This window comes from Flammeovirga yaeyamensis, from assembly GCF_018736045.1.
In the GTDB taxonomy this organism is placed as follows: Bacteria; Bacteroidota; Bacteroidia; order Cytophagales; family Flammeovirgaceae; genus Flammeovirga; species Flammeovirga yaeyamensis.
Genome location: NZ_CP076133.1, coordinates 712,623 through 732,298, shown reverse-complemented (window position 1 = coordinate 732,298; position 19,676 = coordinate 712,623). Strand labels below are relative to the sequence as shown.

Genomic DNA, 19,676 nt, shown 5'->3' with positions numbered 1-19,676 from the left:
TGGTGAAAAACCTCCTACTATTGAATATTAGGATCAAATGGAGGTACAGGAGTTGCCACATCCTCTACATTCCTCACAGAAGCAGTCCTCCCCCCAGATTTCTCAAAAGTATTCACCACTATCAAATCGACTTGATAGCGAATCGGTTCTCCTTCCTTTTGCACTTCCTTCAAACCCAAATAACATTGGTGAGTATCACCATAATTGAAATCGTTTTCTGGAATGATAAAGAGTTTAACGATTCCTAGTTCAGATGGATTATTGGCAAAACGTTCTTCAATCCACTGATCACGAATGTCATCGTTATTCCAATTACTAATTCGTTCGTGGGCTACATCCCAAGGAATTGAGTTGGCATTCTCAGCAGTGGTACTAAAAAAGGATAACTCTTCTTTCTCGGATCCTAGAATAGATTGAGTTAGAAATGAAGAATTACCCACGGTATCACTTTCTGCTGTAACTATGGTAAAACTCAGACTTTCTGTTTCAGGATTGTAACCTAAATAAACATGGACTTTAGATGAAAAAGCCTCCTTTGTGAAATGGAAAGTATTTGAGTTACTGCTAAAGATCTTTATTACTTGATCTTTATCTAATCGTGCTTTATCCCAATTGGATATCAAAGCATTATCGATAGTTTCTTCACTTTTTACCATCACACTTTCTGAAGATGATATTGTACAAGAATAAAGAATACCTACAGAACATAAGGTGCTGATGAGGTAAGTAAATTTTTGTTGGATTTTCATAAATAATTAGTCTTTGTAACAAATAAAATTGCTGTGGTAAATATATGTGACCCACTAGCGCAAGAATTTAGCGTAGCGGTTCTTGTGCTTGAAAAACGTAAGAGGTCTCCCGACCTCGTGTACTTTTTGAATAATAAAACGAGGTCGGGAGACCTCTTACGTTTTTAGGCACAAATGACGCTGACGCTTAACATTTGCGCCAGTGGTAGATTTATTTATTATTCTGCTGAAGGAGGAAATGGCGGTACAGGAGTTGCCATATCCTCCACATTCCTCTCCGAAGCAGTCCTCCCCCCAGATCTCTCAAACGTATTCACCACTATTAAATCTACTTGATAACGAATAGGTTCTCCATCCTTTTGCACCTCCTTCAAACCCAAATAACATTGGTGAGTATCACCATAATTGAAATCGTTTTCTGGTATGATAAAGAGTTTAACAATACCTAGTTCTGATGGATTATTCACAAAGCGTTCTTCAATCCATTGATTACGAATATTGTCATTATTCCAATTGCTGATTCGTTCGTGGGCCACATCCCAAGGAATAGAGTTGGCATTCTCAGCAGTCGTACTAAAAAAGGATAACTCTTCTTTCTCTGATCCTAGGATGGATTGAGCCAAAAACGAAGTATTACCCACCGTATCACTTTCTGCTGTAACGATGGTAAAACTCAGACTTTCTGTTTCAGGATTGTACCCCAAATACGCATGTACTTTAGATGAAAAAGCCTCCTTCGTGAAATGGAAAGTATTTGAGCTACTGCTAAAGATCTTTGTTACTTGATCTTTATCTAATCTTGCTTTATCCCAATTGGACAATAAAGAATTATCGATAGCTTCTTCACCTTTAACCATCTCATTTTCTGAAGATGATGTTGTACATGAATAAAGAATACCTACGGAACATAAGATACCGATGAGGTAAGAGATTTTTTGTTTGATTTTCATAAATAATTAGTCTTTGTAACAAATAAAATTGCTGTGGTAAAAAATATATGTGAACCACTAGCGCAAGAATTTAGCGTAGCGGTTCTTGTGTTAAAAAAACTTCAGAGGTCTCCCGACCTCGTTTTATTATACAAAAAGTACACGAGGTCAGGAGACCTCTAACGTTTATAGACACTAATGACGCTGACGCTTAACATTTGCGCCAGTGTGGGTTTATTAATTATTCTCCTCCATGTTGAAAAGGAGGTATAGGGTAAGAAATATCTTCAATATTCCTCTCCGAAGCAGTCCTCCCCCCAGATCTCTCAAATGTATTCACCACTATCAAATCTACTTGATAACGAATTGGTTCTCCTTCCTTTTGCACTTCCTTCAAACCCAAATAACATTGGTGAGTATCACCATAATTGAAATCGTTTTCCGGAATGATAAAGAGTTTAACGATACCTAGTTCTGATGGATTATTCGTAAAGCGTTCTTCAATCCATTGATTACGAATGTCATCGTTATTCCAATTACTAATTCGTTCGTGGGCTACATCCCAAGGAATAGAGTTGGCATTCTCAGCGGTGGTACTAAAAAAGGATAACTCTTCTTTCTCTGATCCTAGGATAGATTGAGCCAAAAATGAAGTATTGCCCACCGTATCACTTTCTGCTGTTACAATGGTAAAACTCAGACTTTCTGTTTCAGGGTTGTAACCCAAATACGCATGTACTTTAGATGAAAAAGCCTCCTTCGTGAAATGGAAAGTATTTGAGTTACTGCTAAAGATCTTTATTACCTGATCTTTATCTAATCTTGCTTTATCCCAATTGGATAATAAAGCATTATCAATAGTTTCTTCACTTTTAACCATCTCATTTTCTGAAGATGATGTTGTACATGAATAAAGAATACCTACGGAACATAAGATACCGATGAGGTAAGGAAATTTTTGTTTGATTTTCATAAATAATTAGTCTTTGTAACAAATAAAATTGCTGTGATAAAAAATATATGTGAACCACTAGCGCAAGAATTTAGCGTAGCGGTTCTTGTGCTTGAAAAACTTCAGAGGTCTCCCGACCTCGTTTTATTATTCAAAAAGTACACGAGGTCGGGAGACCTCTTACGTTTTTAGGCACAAATGACGCTGACGCTTAACATTTGCGCCAGTGTTGGTTTATTAATTATTCTCCTCCATGTTGAAAAGGAGGTATAGGGTAAGTAATATCTTCAATATTCCTCTCCGAAGCAGTCCTCCCCCCAGATCTCTCAAATGTATTCACCACTATCAAATCTACTTGATAACGAATCGGTTCTCCTTCCTTTTGTACTTCCTTCAAGCCTAAATAACATTGGTGAGTATCTCCATAGTTAAAATCATTTTCTGGAATGATAAAGAGTTTAACGATACCTAGTTCAGATGGATTATTCGCAAAACGTTCTTCAATCCACTGATTACGAATATTGTCGTTATTCCAATTGCTAATTCGTTCGTGGGCTACATCCCAAGGAATAGAGTTCGCATTCTCAGCGGTGGTATTAAAAAAGGATAACTCTTCTTTCGTCGATCCTAGAATGGATTGAGTTAGAAATGAAGAATTACCCACGGTATCACTTTTTGCTGTGACTATTGTAAAACTCAGATTTTCTGTTTCAGGATTGTAACCTAAATACGCATGGACTTTTGATGAAAAAGCTTCCTTCGTGAAATGGAAAGTATTTGAGTTACTGCTAAAGATCTTTATTACTTGATCTTTATCTAATCGTGCTTTTTCCCAATGAGATAACAAAGAATTGTCGATAACTTCTTCACTTTTAACCATCTCATTTTCTGAAGATGATGTTGTACATGAATAAAGAATACCTACGGAACATAAGATGCCGATGAGGTAAGAGAATTGTTGTTTGATTTTCATAAATAATTAGTCTTTGTAACAAATAAAATTGCTGTGATAAAAAATATATGTGACCCACTAGCGCAAGAATTTAGCGTAGCGGTTCTTGTGCTTGAAAAACGTCAGAGGTCTCCCGACCTCGTTTTTATATTCAAAAAGTACACGAGGTCGGGAGACCTCTCAAGTTTTTAGACACAAATGACGTTAGCCCTTAACATTTGCACCAGTGGAGATTAATCCAACGCTTTTAAAGAGATGAATAAATCTTCTGCCTTTACAATGTTATGCTGAATAGCATAGATAACTAAACCGGCAATATTTTTAGTTTCTGTTTTTAAGAAGAGATTATTCTTATGGCCCTCAACTGTTCTTTTGGTAATGAACAGCTCATCTCCAATTTCTTTAGCCGTTTTTTGGTAGCAAATAAGTTTGAGTACATCTATCTCTCTATTGGACAGCACCACATCGTTAGACAGATTAGGTACAGGCGTTTTAGAAGATACTTGTTCTCGGATGATGTTTAATTGATCTTGTTCAAAATAGAAGCCTCTTTCATTTACTTCTTTAATGATTTGTAATAGTTTTTTTGGAGATACCCCTTTTGGAATAAAAGCCGCAGCCCCGGTCTTTAGCATAAAACCCATTAAGGACTTATTGTAATGAGAAGACATGATAATCGTTTTTATGGATGGGTAATCTTTCTTTAAAATGGACAAGATATCGACTCCACTTTTTCCTTCCATTTTGAGGTCCAATATTAAGATTTGGGGGATCTTATTTTCCTCGGAAAGTTGAGCCAGAAAGTCGTCTCCATTTGTATGGTTTGATAAAACTTCTATTTCTTCTTGTTCTTCAAAAAAATTAGTCAGTAAAGAAACAATTAAAGCTTCATCATCAAGCATTGAAATTGAAATAGCGTTCATTTATTCATTGGTTTTAAACACAAATATTGATTTAGTCCCTTTGTTTATTTCAGATGTTAAACGGTAAAAACCATTTAAATAACTAACTCTTGTCTCTATATTTTTAAGGCCTAATCCAGTTTTATTTTTATTGATATCAAACCCTTTTCCATTGTCAATTACTTTTAAGCAGGTAAATAAATTGGATTGTCTAAAGTGAATTTCAACTTCAGATGCATCCGCATATTTTACAATATTTGTGATGATTTCTTGTAAAATTCGGATAAACTGAACTTTAAATTCTTCATCAAAAGTATCTACTGTTCTTACATCAAAGATTGGAACTATTTTTAATTGATTTTGTAAAGGAGTAATTGCATTTTCTATTAATGTTGAAAGCGCACTAAATGATAGAAGAGGTGGACTTAAATCATGAGAAATCCGTCGAGCAGTTTGAATACTTTCAGACAATAACTCTATGGTTTCCTCACTCTTTTCCGGTCTCAACTCTTCCATCATCTTTATGGCGGTCAACTTACCAATGACATCATCATGTAAGTCGGCTGCAATGCGTTTTCTTTCTTTCTCCTGAGTATTTATAGATACTTCTAATAGATTTTTCTGATGCTCTAATTTTATTCTCGATTCCTCTAATTTAGAAGAAATGACCTTTTTATAATATACTCTTATCAATAAGACTATAAAAGAAAATAGCACCAAGAAAAAGACTATCGAAAAGATGATCCATCTGATAATTGTTTCTGGGTTTTGCCATTCTGCCATATAAAATATGTTATTGAAATATAAAAAAACAAAGTCATTATAAATCTTAAAAACCAAAAATTATGTGCAATTGATAGATCATAATTAATCAAAAAATTAAAAGGTAATAAAAGAATAAATTCAAAAGAAAAGAAAAGTGTTATAATAATATCCTTACAATTATTCTTTATCAAATTTTCATTTATAGTATTTTTAAAAATTCTAATAAGACAATAAATTATTATTAATAACGAAACTATATTCTTTGAATAACAATAATAAAATGAGATTATAAATGGATTTGACAAATACATTTCATAACATGAATATGAAACACCAATTAATAAGCCAAAATAAATAATCGTTTTATTAATGTAGAATGAGTAGAATAATGAAAAAATAATAATTTCTAGAATACTTAAGATGTTAAAAAAAATCAGATTATTTAAAAATAATAAATGACCATTTATTCTTGATAAAAAATCAATACAAAGACTCATAATTAAATAAATAATAAACAATTTGTACTGATTGTTTATCTTTTTACCCATTGGTAATACTATTAATATACTAATTATGAGAATTGTAGGTGTTAAATACGATATGTATATAAAGTATTCGATATTTTAAATGTTCAGATTTTCTAATAAACCAAAATTATTTTGTTGCAATTGACCATGAGGCTTATAAGGTGGTATTGGATAAGTAACATCCTCCAAATCAGCACTTGCCGCACTTACACTAAAACTCACAATCTCATCCGATGTAGTATTTACAATGATCAAATCTGGGCGATATTGTTTTTTACCCTTTACCATTACCTTTTTTAATGATAGGAAACATTGGTGTTCTTCACCATATTCAAAATCAATTGTATTGATTGCAAATGCTTGGAAAACTTGAGTGGAATCGTTGGGAGAAAAACATTCATCGATCCATTTGTTTCTCTTGTTATCATTTCTCCAACGGTTGATTCTCTTATTCGCTAATTTCCATGAAATAGAGTCTTTATTATTCTCGCTGACTTCTTCAAAGCTTGCTAGGGTATCTTTTTGTGCACTTAATGGTGCAAATGTCAAACAACTTGTATTCCCCACAGTATCACTATTCGCTGTCAAAACAGTAAAACTTAATGCGTTTGTAGCGGCATCATAACCAATATAGGCATGAATAATACTGTCTGCTTTGGGCATGTTATTCATCGTCTTTGTGAATGTAAAACTATTGCCATGGTTTTGGAATAGAGATACTACACTGTCTTTGTTTGTACGAACCTCACTCCACTGCACGATAAGGTCTTTATTGATGCTACAAGAAGAGGTTTCATCGTTAAAGGAAGAGACTGCTCCTTTTTGAACTTCTTCTGATTTAGAAGATGTCTGTGTGGTACATGATGTGAAAAAAGAAATGCCAATTAGTAGGCTTAAAAAGTAATTAGTAGCTGTGATTTTCATTTTAATTTGTTCTTGTCACTATAGTTTTTTTACGATAGCCCAACGAGATTCTAAAAATTATCGTATTGCGTTTTACATTAAAGAAGAGAATAGCGTCGTATTAATTATTTGTCGTAGCTTTTTTAGTTAGAAAAAACTCTTTATTTAGTAAAAAAATTTCGTGATCTGTTACAATTGAGTTTAATTTTCTTACGCAAGAAAAAGAATACATAAATCAAAAACAAATTTTCGACAAGATTCTTTAATTCCCTAATTATCAATCCAATTCAGGCATAGGTAATTTTACCCCTTTTCTAAAATCACGTATTTATATCCTGCTACAATACAAACAAAAACCTGAAATTTGAGACATCAAAAAAACAAAAATATCATTCTCAATGAGTGATCAAATATCATCTTCAGTACTAAACACTACTATAATGAACTAATTACAGTAAAACTTTCTATATACTATGCAAACTAAGCTTGTCTTGGTAAAAAATGTTTCCATATATGCTTATTCCGATAATTTAGAATTAAAGCGTATAGAAATTATCTCAAAGTTATCTGGTGTATATACAATAAAAACTATCGGATTAAACTCCTTTTTCGAATTGAATTTAACACATCAACAAGATGAAGAACTAATGGTAAAATTACATCATCAATATTATGCTCTTGGAGAAACTGAAGAAGGGAATAGTTTTATAACACCTCGGATGTTTTGTGTTGGTACAACCCCTTCTATTATTCTTGGCCGACCTCTAGGTGATGATGATCTGGGATTAAAAACGAAACAGAATAAAATGGAGACCTTTTATGATAAAAGCACAAAATTTAAGACCGTAGGGATTTTGACCAATATCAATGTAAGTGAGCGGTTTAGTCCACCTAACATTGGACAACGATTGCTTATTAAAGAGGGAGTGGGTAGAGTCATCGCTACACACAAAGATCCTCTGTCTAGTTCTTCTATTATCATTATTGATGAAGGTGAAATATATGATCCCATTTTAAAAGGGCCTAGAGATATTATTATTTCTGGGATTAAAGAAAATGGCGACCGTTTTATTCAATTAGGACATCAATGTATTACTGATGCCTTACCACATATTTTTATCAAAAAAGTAGAAGCAGACTAAAAATCATTTGCATCTTTACCCAACTAATATATAACCCCAATAAGTTCCTTTTGGATATTTATTGGGGTTTCTTTACAATAGTACATAAGGTCAAGAGACCTCTAAAGTTTATAGGCAAAAATGACCTTATCATTTAACATTTGCCCCAGTTACTCCACTTTCACTCCTTTCCAAAAAGCCACATATCCCTTAATTTGTTTTGCAGCCTCTTTAGGTTCTTTATAATACCAAGCCGCATCATCGTTTACTTGTCCGTTTACTTCAACATTGAAATAAGAAGCCAATCCTTTCCATGGGCAAGTGGTTTGATAATTGGAGTCGGTGAAAAATTCTTTTTTGATGGAATTGGGTGGGAAATATTGATTTCCTTCCACCTCTATGGTTTCATTGCTTTCGGCCAAAACTACGCCGTTCCAAGTTGCTGTTTTCATGTTTATGGGTTTTTAATGGATACTAGTAGAATAAGAAGTACTATCTAATTGTTTTCATTTAATATATATAAATTACCAAACTAGCGCAAGAATTTAGCGTAGCGGTTCTTGTGCTTTAAGAACGTAAGAGGTCTCCCGACCTCGTGTAATTATAACAATAGCACACGAGGTCGGGAGACCTCTAAAGTTTATTGGCACAAATGACGCAGTCGCTTAACATTTGCGCCAGTAATAAAAAAACCACTGCCGGGAAAATCCTGGCAGTGGTAACCTTAATCCAATTCTAGTATAAGTAGCTTATTATTTTATCAACCTACTAAATACCTTTGCTTGGCCATCAACAATTAGAGTGTAGATGTAAACGCCAGATTGTAATTTATCTGTGTTATAATCTACTTTTTGATGTCCTACAGGAAGAGTACCAAGTGATAAATGATCCACTTTTCTTCCTTCAGTACTAAAGATTGCGATTTCAACCTCAGATTGTTGAGGAAGGTTGAAACTCAAAATAGTATTGCTTTGTACTGGGTTAGGGTAGTTGAATAGCTCGTAAAGCTGTCCAACTTGATCCGTTACAACATTGGTTACATCATCACCTCCGGCAGTAACTACTACTGGAATGATTTGAATAGCCGTTGCATCTTCAGGATCGGTAGCCAATACTGCTACTTCTGTAATTCCTTCTTTGATTGCCGAAATAATAAACTCTGCATTCGCGTGGCCCGTTAGTACCACTCCGTCATTATTGTCTGCAATACCAAAAGTTAAAACGTCACCATCAGGATCAGAGAATACTTCAGAGTCTTCTAGGTAGAATACTTCACCTACCGACAAGCGTAATGTATCGAATTCTACACCTTCAGGAGCACGGTTAACATTCGCTACTTCTACAGATAACTCAGTTGTAGAAGTCATACCATGTTCATCTTCTGCAATTACATTGAAACTATGAGTTCCCGCATGATCATAACTTGGAGTAATCGTTAAGTTTAAATCCGCATCATCTATTTCAAATGTTCCAAGATCATTTAGGTCCTCTACAGCTAATGTAAAAGCGTGCCCTTCCATGTCGGTAAACGATAATGTTACCGTGGCCGTATCTCCTTCGTTCATCTTGATTAAAGAAGGTGTTTCTATTGCTTGTGGCGCATGGTTGATATTCATTTTTGCCATGAAGCTAGTAGCATCTTCTGAAACCGATGGATCGTTTGTATTTATATTCACTTTAGCTAAGAGATCGTTTCTTCCTCTGTTGTAAGCTGCATTAAATGTTGCAGTAATCGTTGCCGACTCTCCCATTTCTACTGTTCCTTCAGTTTGATCTAAAGAGAACCAAGTACCAGAAACTTCATTCTTACCAAAACCTCTTACCATGAATGCTAGGAGATCGAATCTTGAATCGGTAGATAAATCTACTAATCCCGATTCTGTAGGAATATAGAATGTATTAGGAATTGGCTGATCAATAGATTTCATTCCTTGAGGATAATTTGAGAACTGATCATAAGTAAATGTGATAAAAATGTTCTCTCCAGGGAAGAATGTAATTACTTCAGAAAGCTCAAATAATTGGAATTCACCAGTATCGTCACTTGCTTCAGATTCAGTAGTGAATGTTTCTTTATGCAGAGAAACCATATTATCTATTGTACCTGAGAAGATTTCCACAACAACATCTGCATTGGCTGCTCCAGTTGGAACGTACCAAGTAGCAACATGTGATAAGTCAATTCCATTTTCAGGTGCATCAAATCTTGTTACTGATGTTAGTGACTGACCGCCACCATAGCCTAATGAAGTCTGTTTTGTACCATCTATATCTCCATAGTACAATGCTTGAGCAAATTCTGAGTGATCAATTGAGTTTCCTACTGAAGCGAATGATGCAATTTCTGGCATTACTAACAATGAGTTTGCTGCAAAAGCACTCATATTATTCATTGTGTTCTCACCTTCATAATTGTATTCAATCTCAAATTGATATTCTAAAGCTGAACTACCATTCTCGTTAGAGATTTCAAAAGTTTGCGTTTCAGTATGCTCTAAATTCATCGCCATAACCGATAAAGTATCAGCTACATCACTTTCGAATACTGGAGGTTCGAATAGGTTTGCTTTGATTGTAAGATCGTGCTCAACACCATTCAAAGTATAAGTAATTGTTTGCTCAAATGCTCCTGGAGCTTGAGGTTTTAAAATTACTTTTGCATTATATTCTTCTTGTGGATCTAAAGCTGGTAATACAAAATGATATTCACCTTCAACAACTTCAATATCTCCGAAACAACCTCCCCAAGGATCTGGAGCTCCATTACAGATTTCTTTCCATTTGAATAAGAACTCTAAATTCAACCATTGATAAGCTGTTTCAATCACCTCAGTTTCAGCATTCACAGCCTCAGTCTGCAATTGGAAATCTGCTAAAGCAATACCTGTAAACCCTTCTTTTTCGAAAGTAAGAGTACCTGTACCAACATTTTTAATAGTGAATTCAGGTTGTAACCACATATTAGATGTGTATAAAACATCTCCAAGGTCAAGTACTTCATTCTCCCAAACAAATTCTGGAGTACCTACAACTTCTAATGTTACAGGAATCGCAATATTTTCTTTTCCTGGAGTATGGTTAAGGAAAGTAAGATCAGTCTGGTAGTTACCACCATTTAAATCTGCTGCATCAACAACATAATCTAAGACTTTATCTTCTCCTGCTTCTACGTTAATCACTTCTGAAGGAATGTACTCTAAAACCAAGTTATTCTTCACTAAATGCTTACCGTAACTTGATAAAACACCTTCTGTACCGTCTTCGTTTTCAAGACCTATCACCAATCCATTGTTCCAAGTATCAACAAGATCCTGATTATACGTTTTGTATTGCATTTTGATTCTACCATCGTGATATAAAATCACTTGAGCATCAATCATACTATTCGTTCCTTCACCAAATGAGTGAACCCATCTATGGTAAGTGAAAATTGCTTTATCTTCATCTTCATAGAAGTAGATACCTTTAGCAGGGTTTTCATCAAAGTAGTCGAAACCTGTGATACCCCACATTACTGCAATAAAGTTGTTGAAGTGGTCTTCCTTAGGAATAAACTCATTGATAATTGGAGTTAAGAAACCGTCAGGACGAGTAAATGTGATTACACCAGGGTAACCCATATACGCTTTTTCATATGTTTTACCATAGAAAGAAACTGGTTGCTTGAAAGTAATTTCACCAGCCATAATCGACTCATCAAACTCTAACTTTTCACCGTCTTTAGAAACAATGTCAATCCAATTAAATACTGGTGCATTAGGATCTGAAATACCTTGTAAGAAGTTATCGTTGTCCTTGTAGAAGTAATCGAATGATGGAATTTCTGTAGAAGCTACAGCCATTTCTTCTTCTTTAGGGTACAACCATGCATTACTATGTACTAACATTCTTAAAGTGGTATCACCATCTACGTTAGATACAGTTACTTGCATCTCATCTTGTTCTCCAGACATTAACATGAAATCTGAAGTAGTATAATCCAATGCAATTGCAGGAGATTTCACGATGTTTGCTGTAACATTAAAGATATATTCTCCACCCATCTCATCAGTGAAAGTCAATACATCGTTTACTTGACCTAACTCATTAGTTGTTAAATCTAATCTTACAATTGTACCCAAACGAGCAGGTAACTCAAAATTAGATTTATCGACAGCTAAAGATGTTCCATCTTGGAATACAGCAGAAACAATATCAATATTCTTATTTCCTTCGTTTAAGAAATTAATCATTCTAAACTGATTGTCGCCTTGATATAACGTACCAAAATCAATTTCGTTATCCGATGTTTTTACAATAGCGTCTCCTCCATCTGTAATTTCTACGTTAACAGAGAAATGAGCAATTGAATTGAATGGATCGTTATTCTCAACTGCAATATTTTGAGTATTCACACCTTCAACCAATTCATCAGTTGTAACGTCAAAAGTAATTTCAACCGATTCACCTACACCAACAAAACCACTTGTTTGCGAAAGATTTTTAATAATCTGTGGACCAGGGTAAGTGATATCAATCCATACATTTGTCCATTGACTTTTAAATAATAATTCAGGTTGACCTGTATAATCTTGGAAGTAGATACCATCTTCTTTGTCAGGGCTTTCCATACCCAACATAGGGAAGACAGATTGTGCATTCGAATAACTAATATCCAAGTATCTCATTTCTGCATGACCATCGTGAAAGATCGCTAATTGGAATGTTAGAGGGTCACCCGATTCTCCAATTTGAGTTTTTGAGTATACTTCTTTGTATTCGAAAATCACATGATCATCAAAAACTTTGTATAAAAGTTTAGTCGAAGCTTTTAAGTTGAAGTAATCATACCATGGGGCGAAATAACCATTTGATGTGAAACTAGAACCTAAAAATTTACCCCAAGAACCGTTCACAGGATCTTTAGTATCCAAAGCAACCATACCAACATGCGACATGTATAAAGTATCTACCAATTCATTGTAGAATGGGAACTTGAATGTTAAAGGTACTGTCACAAAATCCAAGAAACCATTGTCCTTAAAGTGATGAGTTACATCTACTGTTCCTTCTTGACCATCTAATTCATCCCAACGGAAATCATCCGTTCTAACATCCCATGAGTAACCAAACTCGTGACCTGTAATACTATTCTTAGAGTATTTTGGAATATTAAATTCTAATGGATAATTACCTGTGTTTTCAATAACAACTGAGCTTGACTTCTCTTCTCCGATTGTCATTAAATGTGTTTGATTCGCTGGCGTAATATTGATTTCAGATGGAGATTCTCCATTACCAAATAAATTGATTTTACGCTCTTGACCGTGACCATCAGTAATCGTTAATACCTCATTTGTATTACCTGTAATCGATGGAGTATATCTAATAATAAGGTCTTCTGTTGTTCTAGAGTTTACTAAATAAGGTCTTTCTAAAATTTCAAAATCAGTACCATCTAAACCGTCATAAGAAATATAGCCTTTGAATGGACCATAACCATAGTTTTCCATTTTGATAACTAAATCCTTTTCTCTTCCTAGTTGAACAGAACCGAAGTTAGCAATACCTGGCACAGATAAATCAGGTAAGTGACCTGTTACATTTACTTGTGTCTTGATTCTCGCATCTTGTTGATTTGGATCATTAGATTTGATCAAGATGTTAGAATTTACATAACCATTTTTAATCTCAGTGATATCTGCAGTAAATGTTACTTTTTGAGTACCTACACCATTGATAGATCCTTCGTATGGTGAAAGAGAAATAAAGTCACCTTGATATTCCTTCCCTGTTTTAGCACCTTGAGTAAATGAATAACCTGATTCTCCTAATGCCATTTCGATTGGTAAGAATGATTTACCACCATCAAATGACATCCATTGATAATTCATGGCATTTTCATGACCATTGCTTTCGCTAATACCAATTGGATAAAGGTTGCCAGCAGGTACTTTAACTACTAACCATAAAACCTCACCTGTAGGGAAAAAGATGGACTCGTTATTATCAATGTATACTACATGAGAACCTTGATAAGTATTTTCGATTTCTGTACTATATACTAACTCTGCTTGACTTAATTGTGGTCCTTTATAAACTTCATAAGTTGCATGACCTTCTGTAAGATCATTTAAATAAACATCTAGTTCTGTAAGGTTAAATCCATTTGGATCTTCTACAACAAATGCTGATGCAGTGATGTTGGATAAAGAAAGATCTGGATGACCTACAACATACCTAGCAATAAAGCCATTAGTATAGCTTAAATATTCAGTAGTAAATTCGTGTAATGGTTCTCTATCCTCATTTCTTATTTCTTCCATTGGTACTACTCTATTCAAGCTTAATGGTTGTACTGAGCTTTGAGTAGATACACCTGTTGAAATAGCAGACCAAGTTTTAATATAGAAGTTCTCTTGACGAGTTTCTAATGACCATTCTAAGTAAGCATCATTAGTATTGCCAATCTCAAATTCAGCAGTTAATTCTGAAACTTCAGTGATGTCACCTGTTAAATCAATAGCATGAGACCATGAATTTGGGGCCTCAGGGTATGTCATTTCAGGGCCTTGGTTTGTAGAAACAGACATGATCTCAGACATTACTGATGGGTTAGCCCAGTGATCAAATGCTTTGATACCTAATTGATAATCTGTTTCTGTTTTAAGTCCTTCAATTCTATAAATCACCTCAGATCCAACATCTCCTGAAGAGAATGTTGTATATTGTGTTGCAGTCGCCTCATTAAATGTTCCTTCTGAAAGGTAGATGATATATTTACTTGCTTTTTCATCATCAGCATCTGCTGGAACTGTCCATGACAATTCGATAAAATCGTTAGATTTTGCAAGCACCTCAATTCCTGTTACAGCATCTGGACCAACGCCTTCGTTTTCTCTAATAGCAATAGATGCATCTATTAAACCTCTACCCAATACAGGTGCATAATTTGGTTCAGTATCTTCTAAACTTACTCCTGCATTTAATAGGTGTGACTTTAAAACATCTTGAGAAAATTCTGGACCTCCCAATTTACTCGTAACCAAACCTGCTATACCTGCTACATGAGGACAAGCCATTGATGTACCTTGCATGTAACCGTATTCGTTTTGCGGCAAAGTAGATAATACTCCTAAGCTTAAAGTTTCGATTGTTTCTCCACCTGGAGCAGAGATATCTACCCAATCGCCATAGTTAGAGTAATGCGCTTTTTTTCTGTCTGCACCTGTAGAACCTACAGCAATTACTGGTTCGTATCTTGCTGGATAATATGGCTGTGATACATTATCGTTACCTGATGCAAAAATTACTACACCACCTTTCATTGGAGATCCTTCAAAATCACCTGCTTCAGCGATAAAGTAATCGATGGCATCTAAAACTGATTGCTCATAATAATCTGGGTTTAAGTAACCCCAAGAGTTTTGTGAAATTACAGCTCCATTGTTGGCTGCATAAACGTAAGAGTTCTCGATGTTACCGCCACCGTTTTCACTTAGAATCTGACAAACCATTAGACGAACACCGTCGTTGTTTCCAGATCCACCAGCAACACCTGCAACACCAATACCGTTGTTGTTAGTGGCTGCTACTGTACCTGCTACGTGAGTACCGTGATCCATTGGAGTAATTGCAGAAGTGTTTCCAGCGAAGTTGTAACCGTGTAAGTCATTTGCATAACCGTTACCATCGTTATCCACTCCTTCAGCACCATCAACTTCACCTTGGTTTACCCAAAGGTTGTTGATTAAGTCTTCGTGAGTAATATCTACACCGGCATCATGAATAGAGATAACAACATTAGGAGTACCTGTTACTTCTTCCCATGCTTTATCTAAGTTGATTGATGCATCAGGACGAATCGTTTCATTGTCACTAGTATTAAAGTAGTGCCATTGTTTATCCAATAATGGATCGTTCATACCTGATTGAGTGGCTTGAATTTTAGCAATTTCAGTTTTTGATAAAACCTTTGCTTCACCTTCTCCACCAATAATTCTTTTTTCTAGAATAGGCTCCGAAAGGTCTACTTCAGCTACATTGTTCAACGCTGCGATGACGTTTTGAACATCTGTGCTAGCATCGTAAGTTAATTCATACCATAAGTGAAGGCCATGTTTTCTAAGCTTGTGCTCGTACTTAGAATCTTCAGGGAAGAGTCTTTTTAAATCGTGTCCCTGGAATTGTTGTGCGACTGCGTCGAAAGAAGCAATACCCAAACGGGCAGTACTTTTTGAAGTAGGAGTGGCAGTTTGTAGTTGAGCTGTTGCACTTTCAGTAAATTTCACACGGATGACTCCTTGTGCTTCACCTCTGGCGTTGTAGCTTCTGATCTCATTCTGAGCTAGTGTGCTAAAAAATACACCAACCCATAATAAGAAGAACAGTGAAAGTTTTCTCATTACTTTGAGTTAAGTTTAATAAATGAATTGGTTAATGAAGACAGTCTCTTTGAAAGTTTCTTTAAGGTGTCGATTTCCTTTTTTCTTTCTTCAATAAGCCGTAAAAGTTCCTCCTTTTGTGGAGTGTCAGATGATTTCTTTGAAGACATAGAATTCAATTGAATTGATCTACATTTCTTATATCACAATTTTAGGAAGTAATGAGAACACTACTTCTTAATACGACACCAACAAATCCTTTTTGGCAACACAACAATTCTCTTTATTATACCACTACATCACCACTACAAGTATTTATAAAATACTGAATATCAGATTCTAACCCTTGTAGTGGTCACTCATTTTTTAACTAATTCTATTAATAAAAAATCTTGAAATTTATCGTACATGAACAAACGCAGCCCAAAAATACGGATGATCGTACTCCTTTTTCAACTCATTTTTCGCTTTTTCTACTGCCTCTCCTATATCAGATAGCTCGATATAGTACTTATAAAAGTGCGTCATAAATTTCTGTGTGGCTGCATCATCCACTATCCATAAAGAGATAATTTGATGTTCGATCCCTGCCAATTTTATCGCTCGTTGAAAACCATAAACCCCTTCACTTCTTGTACTCTGACCAATACCCGATTGACAAGCAGAAACGATGGCCAACTTTGTGGCGCGTAAATCATAATTTGATAATTCACTTGCCATAAGGATACCGTTTTCTTTTCCTTCATAACTCTTTCCTGTTTCCCAGAAATAGTTGGCACCCGAGAACACAATACCTGCTCTATTCATCGGATCTGGATCGGAACAAATTTCTGCTGTTCCTTTATATGAACCCTCGGCAATTTTCTCTTTGGGAATATAGGGTGTAAAATAAGCATGAGTAGCCAAATGCAAAATATCTGTAGGCTGTTTACAAAAGGCTTTGAATTGATCTTCTGTTGCTTCATTACCTGTATACATATTTACCTCTAGTTTGGAAGTTTGTAACTCGGTATTAATCAAGTTGGCCTCCTCAAATGTTCCGGGTAAATAAGTAAACACTCCTCCTACCTTCTGTACGGCAATTTCTTCTTTTTGCGCTTTCTTACTTGATTTAGTATTCAATTCCAATCCTCTTTCCCCACTCTCACCAGTTATCTCATTAAACGCGTTTTTATTGTAATTCATCCCTCCGAAAATAGTTGCTTTTCTAGGCGATAATATCGATTTCTGAGCAATCTGAGATGTTTTACTTAATCGCTTTAACTTATACTCTTCTCCAAACCTTTTTTCTTTATTTTCTGATTTGATGGCATCCAATGATAAACCATGTAAAATCCCGGCAGGTGAATAATAGATCGTTTTTACATCACTTAAATATGGACGAAGAGGGTCCACCACCAATTTTGCTATCTGATATGAATTTCGATTATAGATGTAGTCAATCAGCCATTGTTCTTTCTGACGGTCTTCTGGAGGGAGTAAAGCCCTTAGATCGCTTTCATCAAATAAAGGAACAAATTCAGGTGACTTCATATTCGATCTTAACACCAAAGCAGCGTATTTATTTGGTGCATAGTAGACAAATTCTATGGCCACTTCTTTAGGTTTTAAGGCCTTCTTCACCATCTTAAAATCTACATCATTTTCTTCTAGCTGACTAAAGACTTCTTTACGAGTTTTGATTGAAAGCTCTTTCTGAAGTCCAAATGCGATATCTTTTAAACTATCGATATCTACATTTTCATCTTTAAACAGAATCTCTTTTCTTACACTCATCCAATGTTCGAACAAGTTTTTAAGGTCCTTATCTTTACTATCTGTAGCATATTTTCTAATGGCAATTACCGAAGATAAACCGATTTCTTTTGAGAGTAATGTATAATTATAGGCTAATTGCTTTGAAGCTGTTGTCGGGTATTTCTCGGCCAAGGTATAGATAATATCTCCGGTATCTTCAGAGATTTTCACCACCTGTTTCTTATCCATCTTAGACGGATTCAGCATGATATTTTTTATCAGATACTCGAAATGATTGTATTCTTCAATTAGTTTATTGAAATCGATTTTATCCTTTTGACCTGCTTCCACTAGAGTACCTATATAATTGATGTAATAGTAGAACTTAAAAATACGCACATACAACAGTGATGTCGTATTATTAGGATCTAACTCGGGTAATATTTTAAATTCTTCAATTGATCTCTCATACGCCATCAAACCATATTTTAAAGCATTTTGGGTATCCTTTTGAAGGCTGTATACTTTCGACAAAGTAAAATAGGTTGAGGATGAAATATCTATGTTATTCTCTTTACTCAATTTGATTAATAACAAAGAGGCTTCCTTGGCACTTTCATAGTTCTCCATCTCCTGTAACACAGAAATTTTGGTTCCCAAAGTGCCTAAATAAAGTGGATTTGAAACATCGTTCTTTTGAAGAAATTCATCAGCCAATTGCAAGGCTTCCTCGTTCATCCCCAACATTTGATAATTATAAATTAGCATCGCTTCATTAGGAAACAGATTTAATTCTTTTTGCTTCAATTGAACCGCTAACATGTTTTCGTAATCTTCCTGCATCATGTACAAGCTACTCAGATTCAATAAAAAAGCACCATAATGATAGGAAGACGTATCGTTGTTTTTTTCAATTTCTTCAATCGCCCCTTTCACCAGCTTTGTTGCGATATAATATTGGTTGGTATTATACATCTTACCTACCAACATTAAGATGGTATTATTATCTAATGTTCCTGCAGCCAAATGTTCTTGAATGATACGATCGAAATTATTGGACTGAGACTTACAATTTCCCCAAAACAGAATTACATCATCATAAAAGTCTTCTTTTTCCTTTTTCACATCTTCCGAGGCACTAGCATATAATGCTTCCAAGCGTTCTATAAAAGGTGTTCTGTAAAAAAAGTTGTCTGCTAATTTCTGTAATGGATTGATCGTAACACTCACTTGATTTTGTAACCAATGATAATTTCTTACCATTTTATATATTTCCTGCAGTTCTTCAAAACTTTCCTTTTTATCCATTTTTACTGTAAACAAGTAGTGTTCTAAATCAGGTAGATGGTTTATTAAAAATTTATCCAATTCTGGTTGGGTTTTAAACCTATTGAAACCAGATAAGATCTCGGCATCTACTGCTCGTATATAGAAGTTTTTATTTTTTAGTGTAGGTACCACTTGCTTCACCCAAACCGTTTTCCAATCGTCACTTTCTTTCGTCAGTTTTAAACGAAGTGCTTTCATTTCTTCCCTTTCTTTTATCATTTCAGGAAGCATTTCTCTAAGTTCTTTCGTCTTGTACTCTTTGTCTTGAGCCACAACGGAAGTGACAATAAACGTGATTAGGAGGAGTAATCGTTTAGCGATCATATTAGTTATTTGAGTTAAAAAAATATTGACATACGAAAATCTCCAATTTTACTTTATTATTAAAGCAAAATTGGAGATTATTTCTTATTGATTATGTGATAGATCACTTTTTATCAAATAATA

11 protein-coding genes are annotated in these 19,676 nt (G+C 34.9%); 1 reads left to right on the top strand and 10 read right to left on the bottom strand.

Features of this window, described 5'->3' with window-relative positions; genetic code table 11:
• Nucleotides 1-17: 17 nt before the first annotated feature.
• The 7 genes from KMW28_RS22990 to KMW28_RS22960 all read right to left on the bottom strand — a co-directional run bounded on the left by KMW28_RS22990 (nt 18) and on the right by KMW28_RS22960 (nt 6,700).
• Entirely contained in the window at nt 18-749 is a 732-nt protein-coding gene (locus KMW28_RS22990; protein WP_169662045.1) for a hypothetical protein, read from the bottom strand.
• A 218-nt stretch (nt 750-967) separates the two neighbouring features.
• Nucleotides 968-1,699 carry a hypothetical protein gene (locus KMW28_RS22985; protein ID WP_169662046.1) on the bottom strand — a complete coding sequence of 244 codons (732 nt, stop codon included), beginning with the start codon at nt 1,697-1,699 and terminating at the stop codon, nt 968-970.
• 220 nt (nt 1,700-1,919) lie between these two features.
• Nucleotides 1,920-2,651, bottom strand: a complete 732-nt coding sequence (locus KMW28_RS22980; RefSeq protein ID WP_183363889.1) for a hypothetical protein — start codon at nt 2,649-2,651, stop codon at nt 1,920-1,922.
• Between the two features lie 220 nt (nt 2,652-2,871).
• The gene (locus KMW28_RS22975) at nt 2,872-3,603 is read right to left on the bottom strand and encodes a hypothetical protein (RefSeq protein WP_169662048.1); all 732 of its coding nucleotides are present in this window, start codon (nt 3,601-3,603) and stop codon (nt 2,872-2,874) included.
• A gap of 212 nt (nt 3,604-3,815) precedes the next feature.
• The gene (locus tag KMW28_RS22970) at nt 3,816-4,505 is read right to left on the bottom strand and encodes a response regulator transcription factor (protein WP_169662049.1); all 690 of its coding nucleotides are present in this window, start codon (nt 4,503-4,505) and stop codon (nt 3,816-3,818) included.
• Nucleotides 4,506-5,267 (bottom strand): sensor histidine kinase, encoded by a 762-nt coding sequence (locus KMW28_RS22965; RefSeq protein WP_169662050.1) that lies wholly within the window; start codon nt 5,265-5,267, stop codon nt 4,506-4,508.
• A gap of 605 nt (nt 5,268-5,872) precedes the next feature.
• On the bottom strand, nt 5,873-6,700 hold the full coding sequence (locus KMW28_RS22960) for a hypothetical protein (RefSeq protein WP_169662051.1): 828 nt from the start codon (nt 6,698-6,700) through the stop codon (nt 5,873-5,875).
• A 452-nt stretch (nt 6,701-7,152) separates the two neighbouring features.
• On the opposite strand from KMW28_RS22960, the gene KMW28_RS22955 reads away from it, so the two are divergent.
• Nucleotides 7,153-7,821 carry a hypothetical protein gene (locus KMW28_RS22955; RefSeq protein ID WP_169662052.1) on the top strand — a complete coding sequence of 223 codons (669 nt, stop codon included), beginning with the start codon at nt 7,153-7,155 and terminating at the stop codon, nt 7,819-7,821.
• A gap of 149 nt (nt 7,822-7,970) precedes the next feature.
• Here the strand turns inward: KMW28_RS22955 and KMW28_RS22950 are convergent, their stop codons facing one another.
• From KMW28_RS22950 to KMW28_RS22940, 3 genes are all read right to left on the bottom strand, one after another.
• Nucleotides 7,971-8,252, bottom strand: coding sequence for a DUF427 domain-containing protein (locus KMW28_RS22950; RefSeq protein ID WP_066213868.1), 282 nt, complete (start codon nt 8,250-8,252; stop codon nt 7,971-7,973).
• Between the two features lie 300 nt (nt 8,253-8,552).
• Nucleotides 8,553-16,184, bottom strand: a complete 7,632-nt coding sequence (locus KMW28_RS22945) for a S8 family serine peptidase (RefSeq protein WP_169662053.1) — start codon at nt 16,182-16,184, stop codon at nt 8,553-8,555.
• Between the two features lie 378 nt (nt 16,185-16,562).
• The gene (locus tag KMW28_RS22940) at nt 16,563-19,553 is read right to left on the bottom strand and encodes a CHAT domain-containing protein (protein WP_169662054.1); all 2,991 of its coding nucleotides are present in this window, start codon (nt 19,551-19,553) and stop codon (nt 16,563-16,565) included.
• Nucleotides 19,554-19,676 lie beyond the last annotated feature (123 nt).